We start from the raw sequence: 22,629 nt of genomic DNA, 5'->3' as shown, positions 1-22,629 counted from the left end.
CGGGCGTGGGCCGACTACCGTGTGGACCCGTGAGCGAGACTGTCGACGCCCCGGAACCCGCCGTGCGGCTGCGCCTGGACCTGGCCTACGACGGCACCCGGTTCGCCGGCTGGGCGGTCCAGCCGGGCCTGCGTACCGTCCAGGGGATCCTGGAGGCCGCGCTCGGGACGGTGCTGCGCACGGACGGCCCCCCGCGGGTGACGGTGGCCGGGCGCACCGACTCGGGGGTGCACGCACGCGGGCAGGTGGCGCACGTCGACATCCCGGCCGGCTTCCTCGAGGCGTCCCGCGGCCGCTCGTCGCGGCCGGTGGACGAGGTGCTGCTCACCCGGCTCGGGGGCATCCTGCCGGCGGACCTGGTCGTGCGCGCCGTCGCGCGGGCGCCCGAGGGCTTCGACGCCCGGTTCTCCGCGCTGCGTCGTCGCTACACGTACCGGATCTGCGACGACGCCGCCCGGCGGGACCCGCTGTCGCGCACGCACGTCGTCTGGCACCGCCGGGCGCTGGACGTCGAGGCCATGGCGTCGGCGGCGCGACCGCTCGTCGGCCGCCACGACTTCGCCTCGTACTGCAAGCCGCGCCCGGGGGCGACGACCATCCGCACGCTCGAGGCCTTCGGGTGGTCGCGCCCGGTCGACGGGCCGGACGCGGGGCTGGTCGTCGCCACGGTGCAGGCCGACGCGTTCTGCCACTCGATGGTCCGGTCGCTGGTCGGCGCGAGCCTGGCCGTGGGGGAGGGGCGCCGGGGGGCCGGCTGGCCGGCCGAGCTCCTGGCCGCGCGTCGCCGCGGCGACGGAGTGCACGTGGTGGCCGCGCACGGCCTCACGCTCGAGGAGGTCGGCTATCCCGCGGACGCGGACCTCGCCGCCCGGGCCGTGCTGACGCGGGCGCGCCGCGCAGCCGAGGACCTGCAGGAGGCCGCCGGCTGCTGCGGCTGAGTGCTCAGACCTCGTCGTCCCGGTACCGCCGGTCGTCGACGTACTCCTCCTCGATGAGGTGCACGGCGGCCTCCTCAGCGCTCGCCGCACCTCCGGAGATGCCCGCGTCGATCGCGAACTCGTCGGTGCCACCGGCCTCGACGGCGGCGTCGTCCTCGACCAGGCGCCCGGCGCGGGACTCGTCGCGCTCCGGGCGGGGCGTGGCCTCCCAGACCTCGGGCTCCTCCTGGACGATCCGCTGGTCGATCGTCTCCCGGTGCGCCTCCTCCCACGGCGTCTCGCCGTAGTGGGTGGGGCGGGGCCGCTCGGGCACGGTGTAGCCCTCGTCGAGCGCGTCGTCCAGACCACGGTCGAGCAGGGTGTCGTCGCTCGTGAGCTGGTCGGTGTCGCCCTCGCTGCCGAGCTCGGGGTCGGTGCTGGTCGCGGGTGTGTCACTCATGTCTACGACCCTGACACCGTGCGCGCCGCCGCGCCAGGGGAAGTGGGTGACGCCACGGTCAATCCGGTGTCCCCGACCGCCGACCGCCGGGGACACTGGGCGCATGGGCCACCTCGACATCAGCGGCATCGGCTACTTCCTGCCCGACGGGCGCCCTCTGCTCGACGACATCTCGTTCCGCGTCGGTGACGGTGCGCGCGTCGCGCTCGTCGGGCCCAACGGCGCGGGCAAGACGACGCTGCTGAGGATCGTCGCCGGGGACGAGGCGCCGCATGCCGGGACCATCGGGCGCAGCGGCGGTCTGGGGGTCATGCGGCAGGACATCGGCCGCATCCACGACGACCGGTCGATCCGCGACCTGCTGGCGTCGCTCGCGTCGCCGGCCGTCCGGGACGCGGCCGTCGAGCTCGCGGCCGCGGAGCTGGCGATCATGGAGGTCGACGACGAGCCCGCCCAGATGCGGTACGCCCAGGCCCTCGTGGACTGGGCCGACGTGGGCGGTTACGAGGCGGAGGCGGGCTGGGACCGCGTCACCGACGCCGTGCTGTCCATCCCGTTCGACGCGGCGCAGCACCGCGAGGTGCGCACGCTGTCCGGCGGTGAGCAGAAGCGACTCGTCCTGGAGGCGCTGCTGCGCGGTCCCGACGAGGTCCTCCTGCTCGACGAGCCCGACAACGCCCTCGACGTGCCGACCAAGCGCTGGCTCGAGGACAGGCTGCGGGCGTCGAGCAAGACCGTGCTGTTCGTCAGCCACGACCGGGAGATGCTCGCCCGCGTGGCCACCCAGGTGGCCACCCTCGAGCCGGGCGTGAACGGTGCGGCCGTCTGGGTGCACGGTGGCGGCTTCGCGTCCTACCACGAGGCGCGCGAGGACCGGCGCTCGCGGCTGGAGGAGCTCCTGCGCCGCTGGGAGGAGGAGCACGTGAAGCTCAAGGAGCTCGTGCTGACCCTCAAGACCAAGGCCGCGTTCAACGACGGGCTCGCGTCCCGGTACTCCGCCGCCCAGACACGGCTGCGCAAGTTCGAGGAGGGCGGGCCGCCCACCCTGCTGGCACGCGAGCAGAACGTCCGCGTCCGGTTGCGCGGCGGGCGGACCGCCAAGCGCGCCGTCGTGGCCACCGACCTGGAGCTCACCGGGCTGATGAAGCCGTTCGACCTCGAGGTCTGGTTCGGCGAGCGCGTGGCCGTGCTCGGGTCCAACGGGTCGGGCAAGTCGCACTTCCTGCGGCTGCTCGCGGCCGGCGGCAGTGACCCGAACCCCGAGCACGCGCCCGCCGACGACATCCCGGTCGTCCCCGTGGCGCACACCGGCACGGTCGTCCTGGGCCCGCGCGTGCGGCCGGGGTGGTTCGCGCAGAACCACGGGCACCCCGAGCTCGTCGGACGCACGCTGCTCGAGATCCTGCACCGCGGTGAGGGACACCGCGCAGGTCTCGGCCGAGAGCAGGCCAGCAAGGCGCTCGACCGGTACGAGCTCGTGTCCGCGGCGGAGCAGCGCTACGAGACGCTCTCCGGCGGTCAGCAGGCGCGCCTGCAGATCCTGCTGCTGGAGCTCGGTGGGGCGACCCTCCTGCTGCTCGACGAGCCGACCGACAACCTGGACCTGCACTCGGCGGAGGCGCTCGAGACCGGGCTGGCCGCGTTCGAGGGCACCGTCCTGGCGGTCACGCACGACCGGTGGTTCACCCGGACCTTCGACCGGTTCCTCGTGTTCGGCGCCGACGGCGAGGTCATCGAGACGCCCGAGCCCGTGTGGGACGCCGGACGCGTGGACCGCGTGCGCTGACCTCAGACCACGAGCGTGACGGCGAGGGTGGCCATCACCCCGGCGATCACGAGGTCGAGCACCTGCCAGGCGCGCGGGCGGGCGAACACCGGCCGCAGGTAGGCGGCACCGAATCCCAGCGCGGTGAACCAGGCGATGCTCGCGGCGGCCGCACCCGCGCCGAAGACCCAGGCCCCGGCGCCGTGCTGGTGCGCGAGCGACCCGAGCAGGACGACGGTGTCCAGGTAGACGTGCGGGTTGAGGAACGTCAGCGCGAGGCAGGTGGTGAGCACCGCGCCGAGGGCGGCGGGGCCGTCGGCCGCCGGATCGAGCCGGTCCGGGCGCCGGGCCCGCGCGGCCGCACCGACGGCCAGCACGAGCAGGAAGGCAGCGCCCGCGTAGCGCGTCACGGTGAGCACGGTGGGGTGGTCGGTGACGAGTGCCCCGAGGCCGGCGATGCCCGCGCCGATCAGGAGGGCGTCGGCGGCGGCGCACACGGCGACGACCGGCAGCACGTGCTCGCCGCGGATCCCCTGGCGCAGCACGAAGGCGTTCTGGGCACCGATGGCGACGATCAGGGCGAGACTCGTCAGGAAGCCGGACAGGGCGATGGTGGGCACCCCTTGACCGTAGGACGGCACCACCGATGAAGACCAGTTCAGGTTCCTTTTGATCCATTAGGATCATTCATATGTCCTTCGACGCCGACCAGCTCAGCGCGCTCGCGGCCGTGGTGCACGAGGGCAGCTTCGACGCCGCGGCGCAGCGGCTGCACGTCACGCCCTCCGCTGTCAGCCAGCGGATCAAGGCCCTCGAGCAGCAGGTCGGCCGCGTCCTGGTGCTGCGCACGCGCCCCTGCAGGCCCACCGAGGACGGCGAGGTGCTGGTCCGGCTGGCCGGTCAGGTGGAGCTGCTCGGTCGCGACGCCATGGCCCAGCTAGTGCCCGCGCCCGGCGGGACGCGCGCGAACCCCTCCACCCGCCGCCTGCCCGTCGCCGTGAACGACGACTCGATGTCCACCTGGTTCCCGGCCGCGGTCGCCGACCTGCCGGCGGACGTCCTGCTCGACCTGCGGCGCGAGGACCAGGAGCTGTCGGCCGACCTGCTGCGGGACGGCACCGTGATGGCCGCGGTGACGGCCGACCCGCGCGCGGTGCAGGGTTGCCGCGTCCGACGGCTCGGTGCCATGCGGTACCTGGCCGTCGCCGCGCCGGACCGGCGCGACCGCTGGTTCGGCGACGGGCTGGGCGCGGAGGCGTTCGCGGGCGCCCCCCTGCTGGCGTTCAACCGCGAGGACGGCCTGCAGGAGCGCTTCGTGGCGGCCGTGGTGGGGCGGCGCACGGTCACGCCGCTGGTGCACTACGTGCCGTCCCAGTCCGCGTTCGTGGGGCTCGTCGAGGCGGGCCTCGGCTGGGGGATGGTGCCGGAGGCGGTGGCCACGGAGCGGATCGCGGCGGGCGCGCTGGTCGAGGTCCGGGCCGGTCGACACCTCGACGTACCGTTGTACTGGCAGCACTGGGCACTGCGCACACCCACGCTGGACGACCTCACCGAGCGGGTGGTGCGTGCTGCGACGGCGGCTCTGCGTCCGGTCCGCAGGCACGGACCGCCCGGTTCGGGGTGACCCGGCGGTGCCGGGGCCGCCGCGTTTTGACCCTCCGGCGCAGCGGCGGGTATTCTTACGATTCGTTGTGCGTCCCCGTTCGAGCGGTTGCTAGTGCACTCTCAGCACTCAGCATCGAGCCAGAACGGCAGGGCCGGTGCGTTCCCGCTCGCCGCCTGGATGCCGACGAGAGCATTCATCGGCGGACCCGCACCCTGCGGAGTCCCGCCGCGACAAGATTCGCAACGAAACGAAGGCTGACGACCGTGCGCACGTACACCCCGAAGCCCGGCGACGTCGAGCGGACCTGGCACATCATCGACGCGAACGATGTCGTCCTGGGCCGCCTGGCCACACATGTGGCCACGTTGCTGCGCGGCAAGCACAAGGCAACCTTTGCCCCTCACGTCGACGGCGGTGACTTCGTCATCGTCATCAACGCGGCCAAGGTGGCACTGACCGGCAACAAGCGCGAGAACAAGCTCGCGTACCGCCACTCCGGATACCCGGGTGGTCTGCGGGCCGTGGCCTACTCCGACCTTCTGGAGAAGCACCCCGAGCGCGCGATCGAGAAGGCTGTCCGCGGCATGCTCCCCAAGAGCTCGCTCGCGCGCCAGCAGCTCACCAAACTCAAGGTCTACGCCGGTGCAGAGCACCCGCACGCGGCGCAGCAGCCGAAGCCCTTCGAGATCACCCAGGTCTCTCAGCAGGCGTGAGCCGGCTGAGCGCAGAGAACAAGGACGCGAGGACACCAGTGGCAGAGACCACGGTCGACATCGACCTCGAGGGCGATGACACCCCCACCAGCTACACCTCCGAGACGGCCGCACCCACGGGTCGCGGTCAGAGCATCACGGCACCGGCCAACGCGCTGGGTCGTCGCAAGGAGGCGATCGCACGCGTGCGCATCGTCCCCGGCACCGGCCAGTGGAAGATCAACGGGCGCACGCTCGAGGACTACTTCCCCAACAAGGTGCACCAGCAGCTCGTGAACTCCCCGTTCAAGCTGGTCGACGTCGAGGACCGCTTCGACGTCGTCGCCCGCATCACCGGCGGTGGCGTGAGCGGCCAGGCCGGCGCGCTGCGCCTGGGCATCGCCCGTGCGCTGAACAGCATCGACGAGGAGAACAACCGACCGGCGCTGAAGAAGGCCGGCTTCCTGACCCGCGACGCCCGCGTCGTGGAGCGCAAGAAGGCCGGCCTCAAGAAGGCCCGCAAGGCTCCGCAGTACTCGAAGCGCTGATCGTCGCTTCACGGCCCGATGGCCCTGCCGGTCTCACGACCGGCGGGGCCATCGGCATGTCTGCAACCATCGGCGGCAACGTGCGCCAGGGGTCACCGACCGTGCCCCACGACGAAGGAGTCTGACCATGGGCCGACTGTTCGGCACCGACGGCGTGCGTGGGCTCGCCAACCGGGACGTGACGGCCGAGCTCGCGCTCGACCTGTCCGTCGCGGCCGCCCACGTGCTGGGCTCGCTGGGCCAGTTCGAGGGACACCGCCCGCGCGCGATCGTCGGGCGTGACTCGCGGGCGTCGGGGGAGTTCCTCGCCGCCGCCGTGGCCGCCGGGCTGGCCTCGGCCGGCGTCGACGTGAACAACGTCGGCGTGCTCCCCACGCCGGCGGTCGCCTACCTGACCGCCGAGCTCGGCATGGACATCGGGGTGGTGCTCTCCGCGTCGCACAACCCGATGCCCGACAACGGCATCAAGTTCCTGGCGCGCGGCGGGCACAAGCTCGACGACGAGCTCGAGGCCGCCATCGAGGCGCGCATGGGCGAGCACTGGGAGCGCCCCCTCGGCGGGGCCGTCGGCCGGATCCGCGTGGACACCGGGCGGGCGGGCGAGCAGTACACCGAGCACCTGGTCAGCACCATCGACGTGCCGCTGACCGGGCTGCGGATCGCGGTGGACTGCGCGAACGGCGCCGCGAGCGAGGTGGGCCCCGCGACGCTGCGTGCGGCGGGCGCCGACGTCGTGGTCATCAACGCCTCGCCGGACGGCCGGAACATCAACGAGAAGTGCGGCTCGACGCACCCCGAGCAGCTCCAGGCCGCGGTCGTCGCGTCCGGGGCGGACCTCGGCGTCGCGTTCGACGGGGACGCCGACCGGTGCCTCGCGGTCGACGCGCAGGGCAACCTGGTCGACGGGGACCAGATCATGGGGATCCTGGCGATCGCGATGCGGGACCGCGGCGAGCTCGTGGACGACACCCTGGTCACCACGGTGATGAGCAACCTCGGGCTGAAGATCGCGATGAGCGAGGCCGGCATCGCGACGGTCGACACCGCGGTCGGAGACCGGTACGTGCTGGAGGCGATGCGCGCCGGCGGCTTCTCGCTCGGCGGCGAGCAGTCCGGGCACATCATCATGGCCGCGCACGCGACCACCGGCGACGGCGTCCTGACCGCCCTCCAGCTGGCCGCGCGTGTGGCCGCGACGGGCTCGACCCTCGCCGACCTCGCCGGCGTCGTGCGCCGGCTGCCGCAGACCCTGGTCAACGTGCCGGGTGTCGACAAGCGACGGGCCGACACCGACGGGCCGCTGCTCGACGCCGTGCGGTCCGCGGAGGCCGGGCTGGGAGACACCGGCCGGGTGCTGCTGCGCTCGTCGGGCACCGAGGACCTCGTCCGGGTGATGGTCGAGGCGGGCAGCCAGGCCGAGGCCGATCGCGTCGCGCACGAGCTCGCGGACGTCGTCCTGACGAGGCTGGCGCTGTAGTGCCGTCCGGGGCCCAGTGGGACCAGGCGCTGCGCGACGTGGCGCTCTGGATCATCGAGGCCGGCGCGCGGTCCGACGACGGCGTCGCGCCCATCGTCCAGGCTGGGCACCCGGCGTTGCGTGCGGTGGCCACGCCGTACGACGGGCAGCTGTCGGCGAGCGAGCTGACGGCGCTGCTGGACGTGATGCACCGGACGATGCGGGCCGCCCCCGGCGTCGGGCTCGCGGCTCCGCAGCTCGGTCTGCCCGTGGCCCTCGCGGTGCTGGAGGACCCGGGCTCGGTCTCGCCGGAGCACGCGGAGGTCCGCGAGCGGGAGCGCTTGCCGTACCGGGTCCTGGTCAACCCGCGTTACACGCCCGTCGGCGACGAGCGTGTCGGGTTCTACGAGGGCTGTTTGAGTGTCGTCGGGTACCAGGCCGTGGTCGCCCGCGCGCGTCGTGTGCGGCTGACCGGGTCGGACGAGCACGGGACGCCGGTCGACGAGGTCGTGAGCGGCTGGTCGGCACGCATCGTCCAGCACGAGACGGACCACCTGAACGGGACGCTGTACCTGGACCGCGCCGAGCTGCGCTCCCTCGCGGTGACGGACGAGTTCGGTGCACGCTGGGCGACGGAGCCGAGGCCCACGTCCGCGGCCACGGCGCTCGGCTTCCCGCTCGACTGAGCAAGGACCCCCGGGCGGATCCCGGGTCCGACCCTGGGATGACGTGGGCCTGTTCCAGGGATGAACCGGGGGTCACCCCTATGTCGTCCGGGTCCCGGCGCGACTTACCGTGGAACACGACACCGGGCGGATCGCCGCCGGACCCACATCACAGGAGCTGATGATCGTGCTGGAGGCGTGGGCGCTCGCCCTCGTAGGGTCCCCGTGGATCTTCGTCGTGCTCTACCTGTTCGCGACGATCGACGGGTTCTTCCCTCCCGTCCCCAGCGAGTCCATCGTCATCGCGCTGGCCGCCGTGTCCATGGCCGAGGGCAGCCCCAACCTGGCAATCCTCGTGCTCGTGGCGGCAGCCGGTGCGTGGAGCGGCGACCAGATCGCCTACCAGATCGGCACCAAGGTCAAGGTGCGCGAGCTGCGCCTGCTGCGCTCGCCGCGGGGGCAGGCCGCGGTCGACTGGGCGGAGAACGCCCTGAGCCATCGTGGCGCTGCCTTCATCATCGCTGCCCGCTACATCCCGATCGGGCGGGTGGCCGTGAACATGACCGCCGGTGCGGTGCACTACAGCCGTCGCCGGTTCATGGGGCTCACCGGCATCGCAGCGATCACCTGGGGTGCGTACTCGTCGCTGATCGGGATCGGCGCCGGCGCCTGGCTGCACGACCACACCCTCATCGCGGTGGCCGTCGGCGTGATCGGCGGGCTGGCGATCGGTGTGATCGTCGACTGGGCCCTGCGCAAGCTCACCGGGCACGGGCGGGTGGAGGCCGCCGCGGCTCCGGAGGTCGCCGACACGCCGGCCGCGACCCCGCTCCCGGGCGAGCCGGTCACAGGACGCTCACGATCCGACCCCGTCGGCTAACGATCCGGTATCACCCGGTCATCGGGCCCGTGACTGTGCCTACGCTCTGACTGCGTCGACGTCGCGGTCGTCGCTCCCGTGCTCTGCCGACACCCCCGTGGTGCGCGCAGCGACGGGTAGTGCGACAGGGGGGCGAGATGGGCGTGCGTGCGCCGTGGACCGTTCGTCTCGTGCTGCCCGCCGCCGTCCTTCTCGGGCTCGCAGGGTGCACGACCGGCGAGCCCGCGGCGGACGCGCCGGCGGCCGTGGTGGTGGGGTCCGCGGACTGCATGTCGGCGCAGGTGCTCGCGGACCTCGGGCTCGTCGCGGACGGCGCCACCCCCGGCACGGGCACGCCCCACCCCGACGCCCCCGAGACCGGGCGCGTCCCCGACGACTTCCTGCCGGTCAGCGTCGTCGTGTGTGCGCCGGGGGGCACGCTGCACGACTCGTCCGGGACCTGGGTCGCGTTGACCGCGAGCCGGCTCGAGGGCGACCTGGACCCGCTCGTCGCGGCGCTGCGTCGGCCGTCCGCGCCCCGGGGTGGGACGTGCAGCAGCGCGGCGGTGACCGCACCGTCGTTGTGGCTCGTCGACGCGCTCGGCCGGGCGATCCGGCCGGCGTGGCCGACGGACAGCTGCGGGACCCCGGACCCGGCGGTCACCCGGGCGCTCGACGCGCTCGAGGAGACCGGCCGGGAGCAGTACCCGGTGCGGCTGGTGGTGCCCACGGCCGCGACCCCGGCCGGCTGAGCAGGGCTCCTACAGCTTGCGGAGACGCACCCGCTCGACGGCGTGGTCGCTGCCCTTGGTCAGCACGAGGGTCGCCCGGCTGCGGGTGGGCAGGATGTTCTGCACCAGGTTGGGCTCGTTGATCGAGTCCCAGATCTGCTCCGCGAGCTCGACGGCCTCGTCGTCGGTGAGCGCCGCGTACCGGTGGAAGTACGACTCGGGCCGGGCGAACGCCGTCTTGCGCAGGGCCAGGAACCGGTCGACGTACCACCGGCGGACGTCGGCGGTCCGGGCATCGACGTAGATGGAGAAGTCGAAGAAGTCGCTCACCGCCAGGTTCGACGTCCCCTCGGCGGTCGGCCGGGCGGGCTGGAGCACGTTGAGGCCCTCGACGATGAGCACGTCGGGGCGGTTCACCACGATCTCCCGGCCCGGCAGGATGTCGTAGGTGAGGTGGTCGTAGACCGGGGCGCGGACCTCGGGTCGGCCTGCCTTGACCTTGGACACGAAGCGCAGCAGCGCACGACGGTCGTAGGACTCGGGGAAGCCCTTGCGGTCCATCAGGCCGCGGCGCTCGAGCTCGGCGTTCGGGTAGAGGAAGCCGTCGGTGGTCACCAGCTGGACGCGCGGCGTCGCAGGCCAGCGCGCCAGGAGCTCGCGCAGCAGGCGGGCGGTCGTGGACTTGCCGACGGCGACCGACCCCGCGACGCCGATGACGAAGGGCGTGCCGCCGACGTCCTCGCGCAGGAACGTGCTGGACGCCGCGTGCAGGGTCCGGGTGGCCTCGATGTGGAGGTCGAGCAGCCGCGAGATCGGGCGGTAGATGGCGTCGACCTCGGCGAGGTCGATGGGGTCGCCGAGGCCCGCCAGCCGCTCGACGTCGGCGTCGGTCAGCGGCAGGGGGGTGGAGGCGGACAGGCGGGTCCAGGCGTCGCGGTCCAGGTCGACGTAGGGCGTGGCCGGGGTGAGCGACGTTGGCACGGGGTCGATTGTGCACGAGGGAGGGCCCGGACCGCCCATCGGGGCCTGCCGGATGCCCCGGTAGACTCGCGACCATGTGTGGAATCGTCGGATACGTGGGTAGCCAGTCGGCCAGTGACCGCCCCCTGGACGTGGTGCTCGAAGGTCTGCGCCGGCTGGAGTACCGGGGGTACGACTCCGCAGGCGTCGCGCTCGTCGGTCCGCAGGGCCCCCTGGCCGTCGCGAAGAAGGCCGGGAAGCTGGCCAACCTCGTCGAGGAGCTGGACCTGCACCCGTTGCCGCCGTCGACCGCGGCGATCGGGCACACGCGCTGGGCAACCCACGGCGGTCCGACCGACGTCAACGCGCACCCGCACGTGGCCGGCAAGCTCGCCGTGATCCACAACGGGATCGTCGAGAACTTCGCCGGGCTGAAGGCCGACCTCGAGGCCGACGGGGTCCGGTTCACCTCCGAGACCGATACCGAGGTCGCCGCGCAGCTCATCGCGCGGGCCTACGAGAGCACGGGGGACCTCACGGCCGCGATGACCGCGGTCGCGCGGACGCTGCAGGGCACGTTCACGCTGCTCGCGGTGCACCAGGACGCCCCGGACGTCGTCGTGGGTGCCCGGCACGACTCGCCGCTGGTGGTCGGGCTCGGCGAGGGGGAGAACTTCCTCGGCTCCGACGTCGCGGCGTTCATCTCCCACACACGCGACGCGCTCGAGCTGGGGCAGGACCAGGTGGTGACCATCACGCCGGACTCGGTGTCGGTCACCGACTTCGACGGCCGCCCGGCCGAGCCGCGCCGGTACACCGTCGACTGGGACGCCGCCGCCGCCGAGAAGGGTGGCTTCGCGTCCTTCATGGACAAGGAGATCCACGACCAGCCGCAGGCCGTCGCGGACACGCTGCTCGGGCGCACCGACGCGCGCGGTCGGCTGGTGCTGGACGAGATCCGGATCGACGAGTCCGTGCTGCGGTCGGTGGACAAGATCGTCGTCATCGCCTGCGGCACGTCCGCCTACGCCGGCCACGTGGCGAAGTACGCGATCGAGCACTGGTGCCGCATCCCGGTGGAGGTCGAGCTGTCCCACGAGTTCCGGTACCGCGACCCGGTGGTCAACGAGCGCACGCTCGTGGTCGCGATCTCGCAGTCGGGCGAGACGATGGACACGCTCATGGCCGCCCGGCACGCGCGCGAGCAGGGTTCCAAGGTGCTGGCGCTGGTCAACGCGCACGGGTCGACGATCCCGCGCGAGTCCGACGCCGTCCTGTACACGCACGCCGGGCCGGAGATCGCGGTGGCGTCCACCAAGGCGTTCCTCGCGCAGATCACCGCCGCCTACCTGCTCGGCCTGTACCTGGCGCAGCTGCGGGGCAACAAGTTCGCGGACGAGGTCGGCACGATCCTGTCCGAGCTGCGCGACATGCCGGACAAGATCCAGCAGGTGCTCGACCGCGCCGACCGGGTGCGCGCGACCGCCCGGTCGATGGTGGACACGCAGTCGGTCCTCTTCCTCGGTCGGCACGTCGGCTACCCGGTCGCGATGGAGGGCGCGCTCAAGCTCAAGGAGCTCGCGTACATCCACGCCGAGGGCTTCGCCGCCGGTGAGCTCAAGCACGGGCCGATCGCGCTCATCGAGGAGGGGCAGGCGGTCTTCGTCGTCGTGCCGTCCCCGCAGGGGCGCGACTCGCTGCACTCGAAGGTCGTCTCCAACATCCAGGAGATCCGCGCCCGCGGTGCCCGCACCCTGGTGATCGCGGAGGACGGCGACACGGAGGTGCTGGCCTACGCCGACGAGGTCTTCTTCGTGCCGCGCGCTCCGACGCTGCTGGCCCCGCTGCTCACCGTGGTGCCGCTGCAGGTCTTCGCATGCGAGCTGGCCACGGCCAAGGGGCTCGACGTGGACCAGCCGCGCAACCTCGCCAAGTCCGTCACCGTCGAGTGACGGCTACCCGCCCGAGCGCCGGGTGAGCGCCGGATGAGCGCAGCGTGATCGTCGGCGTCGGGATCGACGTCGTCGACGTCGCCCGGTTCGTCGACACGCTGCACCGGGTACCCGCGCTGCGTGCTCGGCTCTTCACGCCCGAGGAGCGGGAGATGCCCGAGACGTCGCTCGCCGCGCGGTTCGCGGCCAAGGAGGCGATCGCCAAGGCGCTGGGCGCGCCGGCGGGCATGAGCTGGCAGGACGCGACCGTGCGCCGCGTGGCGGGCGCGCAGCCGGTGGTCGAGGTCGTCGGCACGGTCGCCGCCGCGGCGGCCGCGCTCGGCGTGGACCGGTTCCACCTGTCCATCTCCCACGACGCCGGAATCGCGTCCGCCATGGTGGTCGCCGAGCGCGACTGAGCCTCAGCGCAGCGCGGGGACGACCTCGTTCTCGAACAGCTCGATGCCCGAGCGGTCGTAGGCGGCCTCGGCGAAGTACGTGATGGCGTACGTCATGCCCAGCTTCTCGAGCTCGCGGAGCTTGTCCACGATCTGCTCGGGCGTGCCGACCAGCGGCCCGTTGCGGAAGTCCTCGGCCACCTCGGCCGCCTTCTCGGGGACCGTGTTGCTCAGGTGCTCCTCGACCCAGGCGATGCGGTCGTCGACCTCGGCCTCGGTGGCGCCGATGACCACGTTGTAGTTGGCAGACCGGGTGATCTCCTCGAACGGTCGTCCGATGGCCTCGCAGTGCCCGCGCAGGACCTGCGACTTGTGGGCGAAGCCCTCCGGCGAGCCGTCGAAGTTGGTGTACGCCGCGTGCTCGGCGGCGATGCGCAGCGTCTTCTTCTCACCGCCGCCCGCGATCCACAGCGGCGGCCCGTCGACCTGCAGCGGCAGCGGGGACAGCTGGGCGCCGTCGACCTGGTAGTGCGCGCCGTCCAGGGTCGCGGTGCCGTTGGTCCACATCTGCTTGAAGATCTGCACGCCCTCGTCGAGCATGGCGATCCGCTGGCCGGCGGACGGGAACCCGTAGCCGTACGCCCGCCACTCGTGCTCGTACCAGCCGGCGCCGATGCCCATCTCGACACGGCCGCCCGAGATGATGTCGGCCGTCGTGGCGACCTTGGCCAGGTAGGCCGGGTTGCGGTACGCCATGCAGGTGCACATCTGCCCCAGCCGGACGCGGCTGGTCGTCGCGGCGAACGCGTTGATGAGGCTCCACGCCTCGTGGGTCGCCTCGCCGTTGGGCTCAGGCACCGCGTGGAAGTGGTCGTAGACCCAGATCGACTCGAACGAGTCGCCCTGGTCGGCGTGGGTGGCAAGGCCGCTCATGGTCTGCCAGTGGTCGCGGGGGGCGATGCCGGTGAGATCCTGCCGCCAGCCCTGGGGGATGAAGAGTCCGAAGCGCATGAGGGCACGCTACCTGCGCCCGGGTGTGATCGCCGCCGCAGCGGTCGAATCGATACAACCGTCCGGGCGCACGGCGAACCCGGGCGCGAAGGCGGTCCACCGGCAAGGATGAGGAACGTGCTGCAGACCTGGACCTCCGCGCAGGTGCGAGCCGCCGAGGAGCCGCTCCTCGCGGCCGGCGTCCCGCTGATGGGACGCGCCGCGTTCGCCCTGCACGTCTGGGTGGCCGACGCCCTGCGCGACCGGCGCGGCACGCTGACCGGTGCGCGGGTCGTCGTGCTCGTGGGGCCCGGCAACAACGGTGGCGACGCGCTGCACGCGGGCGCCCTGCTGGCCAGGAGGGGCGTCGAGGTGCACGCCGTGCTGACCGCGGACCGCGTGCACCAGGGCGGCCTGACGGCGTTGCGGGCGGCCGGCGGGCGGGTGCTGCGCCTGGAGCGCCTCGAGGACGCCGCCGCGCTCGCGGTCGGCGCCGACCTGGTGCTGGACGGCGTGCTCGGCATCGGGTCCGACGGGTCCGGGCTGCGGGGGGCGGCGGGCGCCCTGGTCGAGGCCATCGTGCAGCGCGGGCGACCCTACGTCGTGGCCGTCGACGTGCCGTCCGGCCTGGGGGTGGACGACGGGCGCCGCGAGGGCGTGGTGCTCGACGCGGACCTCACCGTGTCCTTCGGCACGCTCAAGCCAGGCCTCGTGCTCCCGCCCGGCGCGCGCGCGGCCGGGCGTGTCGAGCACGTGGACCTCGGACTGGAGCCTGCCGGCGCGCCGGCCGTGGTGCGGCTCGAGGCGGCCGACGTCGCGGACCTGTGGCCCGTGCCCGCGCCCGACGCGCACAAGTACACGCGCGGCGTGGTGGGGGTGGTGGCCGGTTCGCGGGCGTACGCCGGTGCGGCCGTGCTCACGACGAGCGGTGCGGTCCGGGCGGGCGTCGGGATGGTCCGCTACCTGGGTGACGTCGCGGACCTGGTCGTCGCCGCGCACCCCGAGGTCGTCGTGGGCCACGGACGCGTGCAGGCCTGGGTCTTCGGTCCCGGGGTGTCACCGGACGACGCGGGGCAACGGCGCCGCATCGAGTACGCCGTCCAGCACGTCCGGGAGCGTGGCGAGCCGGCGGTGGTCGATGCCGGCGCGCTCGACCTGCTCCCCCCGCACGTCGGTCCGCACGCGGTGATCACGCCGCACGCGGGTGAGCTGGCGCGCTTGCTCGGCCAGCGGGGCGAGGCGGTGGACCGGGCCGACGTCGAGGCCGAACCGCTGCGCTGGGCGCGCCGGGCCCACGAGCTCACGGGAGCGACGGTGCTGCTCAAGGGGTCCGTGACGGTCGTCGTCGGTGCCCGGGGAGCGGTGTACGCCCAGGCCGATGCGCCCCCGTGGCTGGCGACCGCGGGCGCCGGGGACGTCCTCGCCGGGCTGCTCGGGGCTCTCCTGGCCGGCCGTGCCCAGGCGGTGCAGGAGGACCCGTCGCTCGCCGCGGCGCTCGCGGCGGCCGCCGCGCTCGTGCACGGACGCGCGGCGCACCGGGCCAACCCCGGCGGTCCCGTCGCGGCGCAAGCGGTCGCGGACGCGCTGCCGGGCACGATCGCCGAGCTGCTGGGCGCATGACGCTGACCCCTGACCTCGCCGCTCGCGTGCAGGCCCTGGCGTGCGGACCGCGGCGGATCCTCGGGATCACCGGTGCGCCGGGAGCCGGCAAGTCGACCCTGGCCGAGCGGGTGGTGGGCGCCGTGGGGCCCGGAGCGGTCGTCGTCCCGATGGACGGCTTCCACCTGGCGCAGTCGCAGCTCGAACGCCTCGGGCGGGCCGGTCGCAAGGGGGCGCCGGACACGTTCGACGCCGACGGCTTCGTCGCGCTCCTGACCCGGCTGCGCAGCCCGGTACGGACCGTCTACGCACCCGAGTACCGCCGCGACCTGCGGAACGCCGTGGCCGGGGCCATCGCGGTGGGACCGGACGTCCGGCTGGTGGTCGTCGAGGGGAACTACCTGCTGCTCGACGACCACGGGTTCGGCCCGGTGGCGGGGCTGCTGGACGAGTCGTGGTTCCTGGCGCCCGACGACGACGTGCGGCTGGCCCGGCTGGTGGCCCGGCACGAGGCGTTCGGCAAGACGCCTGACGCGGCGCGCGCCTGGTCCTACGGTCCCGACGAGGCCAACGCCCGGCTGGTCGCGGCGACCGCCGGGCGTGCGGACGTCGTCGTGCCGATCGGATGACCCGCGGTGGGAGAATGGTCGCCGTGAGCTCGTTCCCCGCACGCGCCGTCGTGGACCTCGCGGCCATCCGCGCCAACGTCCGGTCACTGGCCGCCCACGCACCGACCGCGCAGGTGATGGCGGTCGTCAAGGCGGACGGCTACGGCCACGGCCTGCTGCCGACGGCCGCCGCCGCGGTCGCCGGGGGCGCCACTTGGCTGGGCGCCGCACAGGTCGAGGAGGCCCTCGCGCTGCGCCGCGGCGGCGTCGTCGGGCCCCGGGTCCTCACGTGGCTGTACGCCCCGGGCGCGCCGCTGCGCGACGCCGTCGAGGCGGACGTGGACGTCTCCGTGTCCGCCCGGTGGGCGCTCGACGAGCTCGCCGCGGCCGCCCGTGCGGCGGGCCGTCCGGCCCGCGCCCACCTGAAGGTCGACACGGGCCTGAGCCGCAACGGACTGACCCCGGCGGACCTGGCGGCGATCCTGCCGGAGGTCCTGCGCCTGCGCGCGGAGGGCGCGGTGGAGGTCGTCGGGCTGTGGAGCCACTTCGCCTTCGCCGACGAGCCCGAGCACCCGACGGTCGTCCGCCAGGGCGAGGTGTTCGCCGAGGCGCTGCGCACGGTGGAGGGCGCCGGCGTCGTCCTCGAGGTCCGGCACCTGGCCAACTCCGCGGCCACGCTGACCACCCCGTCGGCGCACTACGACCTGGTGCGCCCGGGGGTGGCGGTCTACGGGCTGTCGCCGGTGCCCCAGCTGGGCGCCAGCGAGGACTTCGGGCTGGTGCCCGCGATGACGCTCGAGGCCGAGCTGGCCAACGTCAAGGCCGTCCCGGGCGGCTCGGGTGTGTCCTACGCCCACCAGTACGTCACGTCGCGGGACACCGTGCTCGGGCTCGTACCGCTCGGGTACGCGGACGGCATCCCGCGGCACGCGTCCGGCACCGTCGAGCGGCCGGGTGGGCCGGTGCGGGTGGGCGACCGGACGGTCGGCGTGGCGGGGCGGGTCTGCATGGACCAGGTGGTGCTGGACCTGGGCCCGGGCGCCACGGAGCGCGAGGGTGACCGGGTCGAGCTGTTCGGGACCGGGCGTGACGGGGGACCGACCGCCCAGGACTGGGCGGAGTCCGCAGGCACCATCTCCTACGAGATCGTCACGCGGATCGGTGCACGGGTGCCCCGGGTGCACGTCGACAGCGAGGTGGTCGCCCCGTGACCGTCACCGTCCGGCTCCCGGATGCCGACGCCACCCGGGCCTACGGCCGCGTGCTCGCCCGGGTCCTGCGCGCGGGCGACCTCGTGGTGCTCACCGGGGACCTGGGCGCGGGCAAGACGACGCTCACGCAGGGCATCGGCGCGGGCCTGCACGTGCGCGGCCAGGTGGCCTCGCCGACGTTCATCATCGCGCGGGAGCACCCGCCGGTCGCGCGACCGGACGGGTCGCGCGGGCCGACGCTGGTGCACGTGGACGCCTACCGGCTCGGCTCCCTCGAGGAGGTGGACGCCCTCGACCTCGACGCGAGCCTGGACGAGGCCGTCACCGTCGTCGAATGGGGCGAGGGGTGGGTCGAAGGGCTCGCGCAGGACCGTCTCGAGATCACCCTGGAGCGCCCGCGCGGGGCGGTGTCCGAGGACTCCCTGGAGGACGCCGCGACGGGCGAGCGGGTGGTCACCGTGCGGGCCGTCGGCGCACGCTGGGCGGACGTCGACCTGCCCGACGCCGACCCGGTGGCAGGCTGACCCCCGTGCCCGTTCTCGCTCTCGACACCTCCGCCGCCGTCGCCGTGGCGCTCACCGACGACACCGGGGCGCTGCTCGCCGAGCGGTCGGACGCGCAGCAGCGCCGGCACGCCGAGCTCCTGACGCCGATGGTCGCCGCCGTCCTCGCCGAGGCGGGGGTGGACCGCCGCGAGCTCACGTCGGTCGTCGTCGGCACCGGGCCCGCGCCGTTCACCGGGCTGCGCGTCGGGCTCGTCACCGCGCGCACGCTCGCGCTGGCGCTCGCCGTCCCCGTCCTCGGCGTCCCGAGCCTGGACGCCGTCGCCGCCCGGGCCGGACGCGTGCTGCAGACGGGCACCGACGTGCTGGTCGCCACCGACGCCCGGCGGCGAGAGGTCTACTGGTCGCTGTACCGGACCTCCGAGCACGGGATCGAGGTGCTTGCGGGCCCCGAGGTCGCCGCCGCGGCCGAGGTCGCCGCCGACCCGCGCGCGGCGGGGGCCGTCGCCACCGGGCGCGGGGCGCTCCTGTACGCCGACGTGCTGCGGGGAGGCACCGGCTCGGCCGACGTGGACCTGGAGGCGCTCGGCCTCCTCGACCCCGACCCGGCCGAGCTCGCCCGCCTTGCCCTGACGCGGCGGGCGGCCGGTCAGGCGCTCGGCACCGAGCCGCTCTACCTGCGCCGTCCCGACGCCGTGCCGCAGCCCGCCCGCAAGCGCGTGCTCGGATGAGCGCGGCGGTCGACGACGTCGTCGTCCGTGCCCTCACGGCCGACGACCTGCCCGACCTCGAGCGCATGGAGGTCGCGCTCTTCGGTGCTGCCGCCTGGTCGCCGGAGTCGCTCGCCGCCGAGATCGTCGGCCCCGGGCGCTGGTACGTCGGTGCGACCGTGCAGGGCGAGCTCGTCGGCTACGCGGGGCTGTGGTTCGACGGGTACGACGCCCAGGTGATGACCGTCGGGACCGACGAGCGGTTCCAGGGCCGCGGGCTCGGCCGGCGGATGCTGGAGAACCTGCTGGCGCACGCCAGGTCCGTCGGGGCGGCCGTGGTGCTGCTCGAGGTCAGGGTGGACAACGATGCCGCGATCCACCTGTACGAGAGCCTGGGCTTCGAGCGGCTCGGCAAGCGCCGGGCGTACTACCAGCCCGGCAACATCGACGCGTGGACGATGCGGCTGGACCTGCGAGGGGACGGAGCGGCATGACGCGGACGCAGGTGCTCGTGACCGTCGACGAGCTCGCCGCCGCCCTCGCGGGCGACGAGCGGCCGGTGCTCCTCGACGTGCGCTGGGCGCTCGGCCGGAGCGACGGCCACGACGACTACCTCGCGGCCCATCTGCCCGGTGCGGTCTACGTGGACCTCGAGACGGAGCTCGCGGCGCCCCCGACGCCTCAGGACGGGCGGCACCCGCTCCCGGACCTCGCCGCGCTCGAGGCGTCGGCCCGCCGGTGGGGCGTGCGGGACGACCGCCCCGTCGTGGCCTACGACGCCGTCGGGGGCATGTCGGCCGCCCGGGCGTGGTGGCTGCTGCGCTGGGCGGGGGTGCGGGACGTGCGGCTGCTCGACGGCGGGATCGCCGCCTGGACCGCCGCGGGCCTGCCGGTCGAGGCGGGCGGCGTGACCGCGGAGGGCGGCGACGTCGTCCTGGTGGCGGGACACCTGCCGACGATCGACGCGGACGAGGCGGCGGCGTGGCGCGGTGCGCTGCTCGACGCCCGGGCGGCCGAGCGGTACGCGGGGGAGGTCGAGCCGATCGACCCGCGTGCCGGGCACATCCCCGGGGCGCTGTCGGTGCCCACCGCGGGGAACCTGACCGCGGACGGTCGCTTCCTCACGGACGAGGCGCTGCGCGCGCGGTTCGACGTGGCCGGTCCGGTGGCCGTGTACTGCGGGTCCGGCGTGACGGCGGCGCACGAGATCGCCGCGCTGGCCTCGATCGGCGTCGAGGCGGCGCTGTACCCGGGATCGTGGTCCCAGTGGTCGAACGACCCCGAGCGCCCGGTGGCGACCGGGACGACGCGGGCCGCGACCCCCGGGTAGGGGACCGCGGCCTCGGGGTGGCGCGTCAGACGGTCAGGGACGCCTGGGCGTAGCTGAGCCGCTCGCCGCGGGGACGGTGCGTGCCCTCGCCCTCGACGTGCCCGACGTTGATGACCATGAGCGACTTCCAGCCGTTCTCGGCGAAGAACTCGTCGTCGATCGCCTGGGCCTCCATGCCGCCCATCGGACCGGCGGCCAGCCCGGCCGCGCGCAGGCCGATGACCAGGTAGCCCACCTGGATGAGCGCGTTGGTCCGCGCCATCGAGTCGCGCTGCTCGGGCTGACCCTCGAGCACGTCGGCGAACGCGGTCATGTGCGGTGCCAGCGTCGGGAGGTGCCGGTGGAAGCCGGTGTCGGCGGCCACGACGAGCGTCACCGGGGCGGCCAGGACGCGGTCGCGGTTGCCGTCGGACATGTGCGCCGCGAGGCGCTGACGGGCCTCGGGCGTCCGCACCACGAGCAGGCGCAGCGGGACGGTGTTCAGGGCCGTGGGGCCCCACTTGACGAGGTCGTAGACGGCTGCGAGCTGCTCGTCGCTCACGTCGGCGGACGTGAAGGCGGCGGCGGAGCGCGCCTCCCGGAACAGCAGGTCGGCGACGTCGTCTCCGATGGCCAGACCGGGGAGGGGGAAGTCGAGGCCGTCGCGGACGGGCGTGTCAGTCGTCATGGCTGATTGAACGATCAACTAACCATAGTTGTTCCGAGCAACGAGGTGGCGCTCGTCACAGGTGGCCGGCCGCCTATCCTGGTGCCCATGGCAGCCCCCCTCGTCCTCGGGATCGAGACCTCGTGCGACGAGACCGGCGTCGCGCTGGTGCGTGGCTACGACCTGCTCGTCGACGCCGTCGCCAGCTCGGTCGACGAGCACGCGCGGTTCGGCGGGATCATCCCCGAGATCGCGTCGCGCGCCCACCTCGAGGCCATGGTGCCGACGATCGAACGGGCGCTGGCCACGGCCGACGTGTCCCTCGGCGCCGTCGACGCGATCGCCGTCACGGCCGGTCCCGGGCTCGTCGGACCGCTGACCGTGGGCGCGTCGGCCGCCAAGGCGCTGGCGCTGGCCCTGGACAAGCCGCTGTACGGCGTGAACCACGTGATCGGGCACGCCGTGGTCGACGAGCTCGTCGACGGCGCGTTCCCCGAGCGCGTGATGGCGCTCGTGGTCTCCGGTGGGCACTCGTCGCTGCTGCTCCTCGACGACACGGTGCGGGTCACCGAGCTGGGCTCCACGCTGGACGATGCGGCGGGGGAGGCGTTCGACAAGGTCGGTCGTCTGCTCGGCCTGCCCTACCCGGGCGGCCCGCACATCGACCGGCTGGCCCGCGAGGGCGACCCGACCGCGATCCGATTCCCCCGGGGCCTCACGGCCGCCAAGGACCAGGCGGCACACGCCGCCGACTTCTCGTTCTCGGGCTTGAAGACGGCCGTGGCGCGCTGGGTCGAGGCGCGGCAGGACGCCGGTCTCGAGGTCCCGCTGCCGGACGTCGCCGCGTCGTTCGCGGAGGCCGTGGCCGACGTCCTCACGGCCAAGACGATCGCCGCGTGCCGCGCGCACGGCGTCGACACGCTCGTGGTCGGTGGCGGCTTCTCCGCCAACTCCCAGCTGCGGGACATGGCGGCGAAGCGGTGCGCGGAGGCGGGCATCACGCTGCGCATCCCGCCCATCCGCTACTGCACGGACAACGGGGCGATGATCGCGGCGCTCGGCTCGGCGGTCGTCCGTCGAGGGCTTCCGCCGTCCTCGCTCGACCTGCCCGTGGACTCGTCGATGCCGCTCACGCAGGTGCTGGTCTGACGGCTCAGGCGCGGGTGGCCGGCGTCGTCCGCCAGGCGCGCCAGACGCGGGCGCCCAGCAGGAACGGCACCGCGAACACGGCGGCGTAGACCGCGAGGGCCTGCCACGTCACCGTGGACCCCATCGAGATCGAGCTGCCGTCGTTCGTGAACGTCGTCGTCACGCCGAGGAACGCACGCTGGACGGTGCCGCCGCCGAGCTCCTCGAGCGTGTCGAGGGTGCCGAAGCCGTACGCCATCGCGAGGTAGAGCAGGGCGCCGAGCGCCAGGGCGCCCCAGACCGCCCCGGTGGTCCAGCGCGGCACGGGCCGGTCGAGCTCGGCCAGGTAGCCGTCGGCGAGGACGCGCGGGTGGCCGAGGTCGGCGACCGCTCGCCGCATGCCGGTCTCGGCCGCGGTCGCCGTCAGCTCCGTGCGCAGGTCGCGCACGACGGTCCGGTACCCGGGGAAGTCCTGCAGCGCCCAGCTGAACCGCAGGAGGTAGCGCTCGCGGACCAGGGTGTCGCGCAACGAGGTGCTCATCAGGACTCCTTCGGGGTGATGCGGTCGAGCACGCGGTCGACCGTCACGGCCAGGTGCCGCCAGGCGCGGACGGTGCGATCGAGCTGGTGGGCGCCGGCCGCCGTCGGGACGTAGTACTTGCGGGCCGGCCCCGCGGTGGAGGCGACGAGACGCGACGAGATCTGCCCGTCGCGCTCGAGGCGGTTGAGGACCGGGTACAGGGTCCCGGCGCCGAGGTCGTCGAGCCCGCTGTCGTGCAGGCGCGTGACCAGCTCGTAGCCGTAGGACTCGCGTTCGGTCAGCAGGGCGAGCACCAGCATCGGCAGCACGCCCTTGAGGAGCTGGGGGTCGCGGGACTCGGGCACGGCCTGAGGCTATGCCAGGTAGTGGGTATAG

The 22,629-nt window shown here is 73.9% G+C and carries 26 protein-coding genes; 19 read left to right on the top strand and 7 right to left on the bottom strand.

Features of this window, described 5'->3' with window-relative positions; genetic code table 11:
* The first annotated feature begins 29 nt into the window (after positions 1–29).
* Entirely contained in the window at positions 30–938 is a 909-nt protein-coding gene (truA, locus tag KG102_RS13280) for a tRNA pseudouridine(38-40) synthase TruA (protein WP_208288394.1), read from the top strand.
* A gap of 4 nt (positions 939–942) precedes the next feature.
* On the opposite strand, the gene KG102_RS13275 is transcribed toward truA, so the two are convergent.
* Positions 943–1,377, bottom strand: coding sequence for a DUF5709 domain-containing protein (locus KG102_RS13275; RefSeq protein WP_208212191.1), 435 nt, complete (start codon positions 1,375–1,377; stop codon positions 943–945).
* 103 nt (positions 1,378–1,480) lie between these two features.
* Here KG102_RS13275 and KG102_RS13270 point away from each other — a divergent pair, with 103 nt between their 5' ends.
* Positions 1,481–3,163: an ABC-F family ATP-binding cassette domain-containing protein gene (locus tag KG102_RS13270; protein WP_208288396.1), complete on the top strand. Its 1,683-nt coding sequence runs from the start codon at positions 1,481–1,483 to the stop codon at positions 3,161–3,163.
* A gap of 2 nt (positions 3,164–3,165) precedes the next feature.
* On the opposite strand, the gene KG102_RS13265 is transcribed toward KG102_RS13270, so the two are convergent.
* Positions 3,166–3,762: a LysE/ArgO family amino acid transporter gene (locus KG102_RS13265; RefSeq protein WP_208212186.1), complete on the bottom strand. Its 597-nt coding sequence runs from the start codon at positions 3,760–3,762 to the stop codon at positions 3,166–3,168.
* Between the two features lie 71 nt (positions 3,763–3,833).
* Here KG102_RS13265 and KG102_RS13260 point away from each other — a divergent pair, with 71 nt between their 5' ends.
* From KG102_RS13260 to KG102_RS13230, 7 genes are all read left to right on the top strand, one after another.
* Entirely contained in the window at positions 3,834–4,766 is a 933-nt protein-coding gene (locus tag KG102_RS13260) for a LysR family transcriptional regulator ArgP (protein WP_208212184.1), read from the top strand.
* A 245-nt stretch (positions 4,767–5,011) separates the two neighbouring features.
* A complete protein-coding gene (gene rplM / locus KG102_RS13255; RefSeq protein ID WP_175348026.1) occupies positions 5,012–5,461 on the top strand; it encodes a 50S ribosomal protein L13 in 450 nt (149 codons plus the stop codon).
* A gap of 38 nt (positions 5,462–5,499) precedes the next feature.
* Positions 5,500–5,988, top strand: coding sequence for a 30S ribosomal protein S9 (rpsI, locus tag KG102_RS13250; RefSeq protein WP_208212181.1), 489 nt, complete (start codon positions 5,500–5,502; stop codon positions 5,986–5,988).
* A gap of 127 nt (positions 5,989–6,115) precedes the next feature.
* The gene (gene glmM, locus KG102_RS13245) at positions 6,116–7,465 is read left to right on the top strand and encodes a phosphoglucosamine mutase (protein WP_208288398.1); all 1,350 of its coding nucleotides are present in this window, start codon (positions 6,116–6,118) and stop codon (positions 7,463–7,465) included.
* A gap of 29 nt (positions 7,466–7,494) precedes the next feature.
* Positions 7,495–8,130: a peptide deformylase gene (locus tag KG102_RS13240; protein WP_243884063.1), complete on the top strand. Its 636-nt coding sequence runs from the start codon at positions 7,495–7,497 to the stop codon at positions 8,128–8,130.
* A gap of 109 nt (positions 8,131–8,239) precedes the next feature.
* Positions 8,240–8,989 carry a DedA family protein gene (locus KG102_RS13235; RefSeq protein ID WP_249667325.1) on the top strand — a complete coding sequence of 250 codons (750 nt, stop codon included), beginning with the start codon at positions 8,240–8,242 and terminating at the stop codon, positions 8,987–8,989.
* A gap of 170 nt (positions 8,990–9,159) precedes the next feature.
* On the top strand, positions 9,160–9,720 hold the full coding sequence (locus tag KG102_RS13230; RefSeq protein WP_208288402.1) for a hypothetical protein: 561 nt from the start codon (positions 9,160–9,162) through the stop codon (positions 9,718–9,720).
* A 9-nt stretch (positions 9,721–9,729) separates the two neighbouring features.
* Here KG102_RS13230 and coaA read toward each other — a convergent pair whose 3' ends face one another.
* Positions 9,730–10,719, bottom strand: a complete 990-nt coding sequence (gene coaA, locus KG102_RS13225; RefSeq protein WP_208212173.1) for a type I pantothenate kinase — start codon at positions 10,717–10,719, stop codon at positions 9,730–9,732.
* 35 nt (positions 10,720–10,754) lie between these two features.
* On the opposite strand from coaA, the gene glmS reads away from it, so the two are divergent.
* Both glmS and KG102_RS13215 read left to right on the top strand, forming a co-directional pair.
* Complete coding sequence (glmS, locus tag KG102_RS13220; RefSeq protein WP_208212171.1) at positions 10,755–12,611, top strand: glutamine--fructose-6-phosphate transaminase (isomerizing); 1,857 nt, start codon at positions 10,755–10,757, stop codon at positions 12,609–12,611.
* 44 nt (positions 12,612–12,655) lie between these two features.
* Entirely contained in the window at positions 12,656–13,009 is a 354-nt protein-coding gene (locus KG102_RS13215; protein ID WP_208212169.1) for a holo-ACP synthase, read from the top strand.
* 3 nt (positions 13,010–13,012) lie between these two features.
* Here the strand turns inward: KG102_RS13215 and KG102_RS13210 are convergent, their stop codons facing one another.
* A complete protein-coding gene (locus KG102_RS13210) occupies positions 13,013–13,999 on the bottom strand; it encodes an LLM class F420-dependent oxidoreductase (protein WP_208212168.1) in 987 nt (328 codons plus the stop codon).
* 108 nt (positions 14,000–14,107) lie between these two features.
* Here KG102_RS13210 and KG102_RS13205 point away from each other — a divergent pair, with 108 nt between their 5' ends.
* Genes KG102_RS13205 through KG102_RS13175 form a run of 7 tightly spaced genes read left to right on the top strand, consistent with a single transcriptional unit; the run spans position 14,108 to position 19,939 of the window.
* Positions 14,108–15,598: a bifunctional ADP-dependent NAD(P)H-hydrate dehydratase/NAD(P)H-hydrate epimerase gene (locus KG102_RS13205; RefSeq protein ID WP_208288404.1), complete on the top strand. Its 1,491-nt coding sequence runs from the start codon at positions 14,108–14,110 to the stop codon at positions 15,596–15,598.
* Positions 15,595–16,206, top strand: a complete 612-nt coding sequence (locus KG102_RS13200; RefSeq protein ID WP_208288406.1) for a nucleoside/nucleotide kinase family protein — start codon at positions 15,595–15,597, stop codon at positions 16,204–16,206. The genes KG102_RS13205 and KG102_RS13200 overlap by 4 nt, the downstream gene beginning before the upstream one ends.
* 14 nt (positions 16,207–16,220) lie before the next feature.
* On the top strand, positions 16,221–17,396 hold the full coding sequence (gene alr / locus KG102_RS13195; RefSeq protein ID WP_208288408.1) for an alanine racemase: 1,176 nt from the start codon (positions 16,221–16,223) through the stop codon (positions 17,394–17,396).
* Entirely contained in the window at positions 17,393–17,920 is a 528-nt protein-coding gene (gene tsaE, locus KG102_RS13190) for a tRNA (adenosine(37)-N6)-threonylcarbamoyltransferase complex ATPase subunit type 1 TsaE (protein ID WP_208288418.1), read from the top strand. Before alr ends, tsaE begins: the two co-directional genes overlap by 4 nt.
* A 5-nt stretch (positions 17,921–17,925) precedes the next feature.
* A complete protein-coding gene (gene tsaB / locus KG102_RS13185) occupies positions 17,926–18,630 on the top strand; it encodes a tRNA (adenosine(37)-N6)-threonylcarbamoyltransferase complex dimerization subunit type 1 TsaB (protein WP_208288421.1) in 705 nt (234 codons plus the stop codon).
* A complete protein-coding gene (rimI, locus tag KG102_RS13180) occupies positions 18,627–19,103 on the top strand; it encodes a ribosomal protein S18-alanine N-acetyltransferase (RefSeq protein WP_208288423.1) in 477 nt (158 codons plus the stop codon). The genes tsaB and rimI overlap by 4 nt, the downstream gene beginning before the upstream one ends.
* A complete protein-coding gene (locus KG102_RS13175) occupies positions 19,100–19,939 on the top strand; it encodes a sulfurtransferase (protein WP_208288425.1) in 840 nt (279 codons plus the stop codon). Before rimI ends, KG102_RS13175 begins: the two co-directional genes overlap by 4 nt.
* A 25-nt stretch (positions 19,940–19,964) precedes the next feature.
* Here the strand turns inward: KG102_RS13175 and KG102_RS13170 are convergent, their stop codons facing one another.
* Positions 19,965–20,606 (bottom strand): malonic semialdehyde reductase, encoded by a 642-nt coding sequence (locus tag KG102_RS13170; protein ID WP_208288428.1) that lies wholly within the window; start codon positions 20,604–20,606, stop codon positions 19,965–19,967.
* A gap of 87 nt (positions 20,607–20,693) precedes the next feature.
* Between KG102_RS13170 and tsaD the strand changes: the two genes are divergently transcribed.
* A complete protein-coding gene (tsaD, locus tag KG102_RS13165) occupies positions 20,694–21,734 on the top strand; it encodes a tRNA (adenosine(37)-N6)-threonylcarbamoyltransferase complex transferase subunit TsaD (protein WP_208212141.1) in 1,041 nt (346 codons plus the stop codon).
* 4 nt (positions 21,735–21,738) lie between these two features.
* Here tsaD and KG102_RS13160 read toward each other — a convergent pair whose 3' ends face one another.
* Both KG102_RS13160 and KG102_RS13155 read right to left on the bottom strand, forming a co-directional pair.
* Positions 21,739–22,254: a hypothetical protein gene (locus KG102_RS13160; protein WP_208288430.1), complete on the bottom strand. Its 516-nt coding sequence runs from the start codon at positions 22,252–22,254 to the stop codon at positions 21,739–21,741.
* Positions 22,254–22,598: a PadR family transcriptional regulator gene (locus KG102_RS13155; protein WP_208288433.1), complete on the bottom strand. Its 345-nt coding sequence runs from the start codon at positions 22,596–22,598 to the stop codon at positions 22,254–22,256. Before KG102_RS13155 ends, KG102_RS13160 begins: the two co-directional genes overlap by 1 nt.
* Between the last annotated feature and the right edge of the window lie 31 nt (positions 22,599–22,629).

Origin of the sequence: Cellulomonas fengjieae (assembly GCF_018388465.1) — a bacterium.
Classification (GTDB): domain Bacteria; phylum Actinomycetota; class Actinomycetes; order Actinomycetales; family Cellulomonadaceae; genus Cellulomonas; species Cellulomonas fengjieae.
This window is presented reverse-complemented; position numbering and strand designations above follow the sequence as displayed.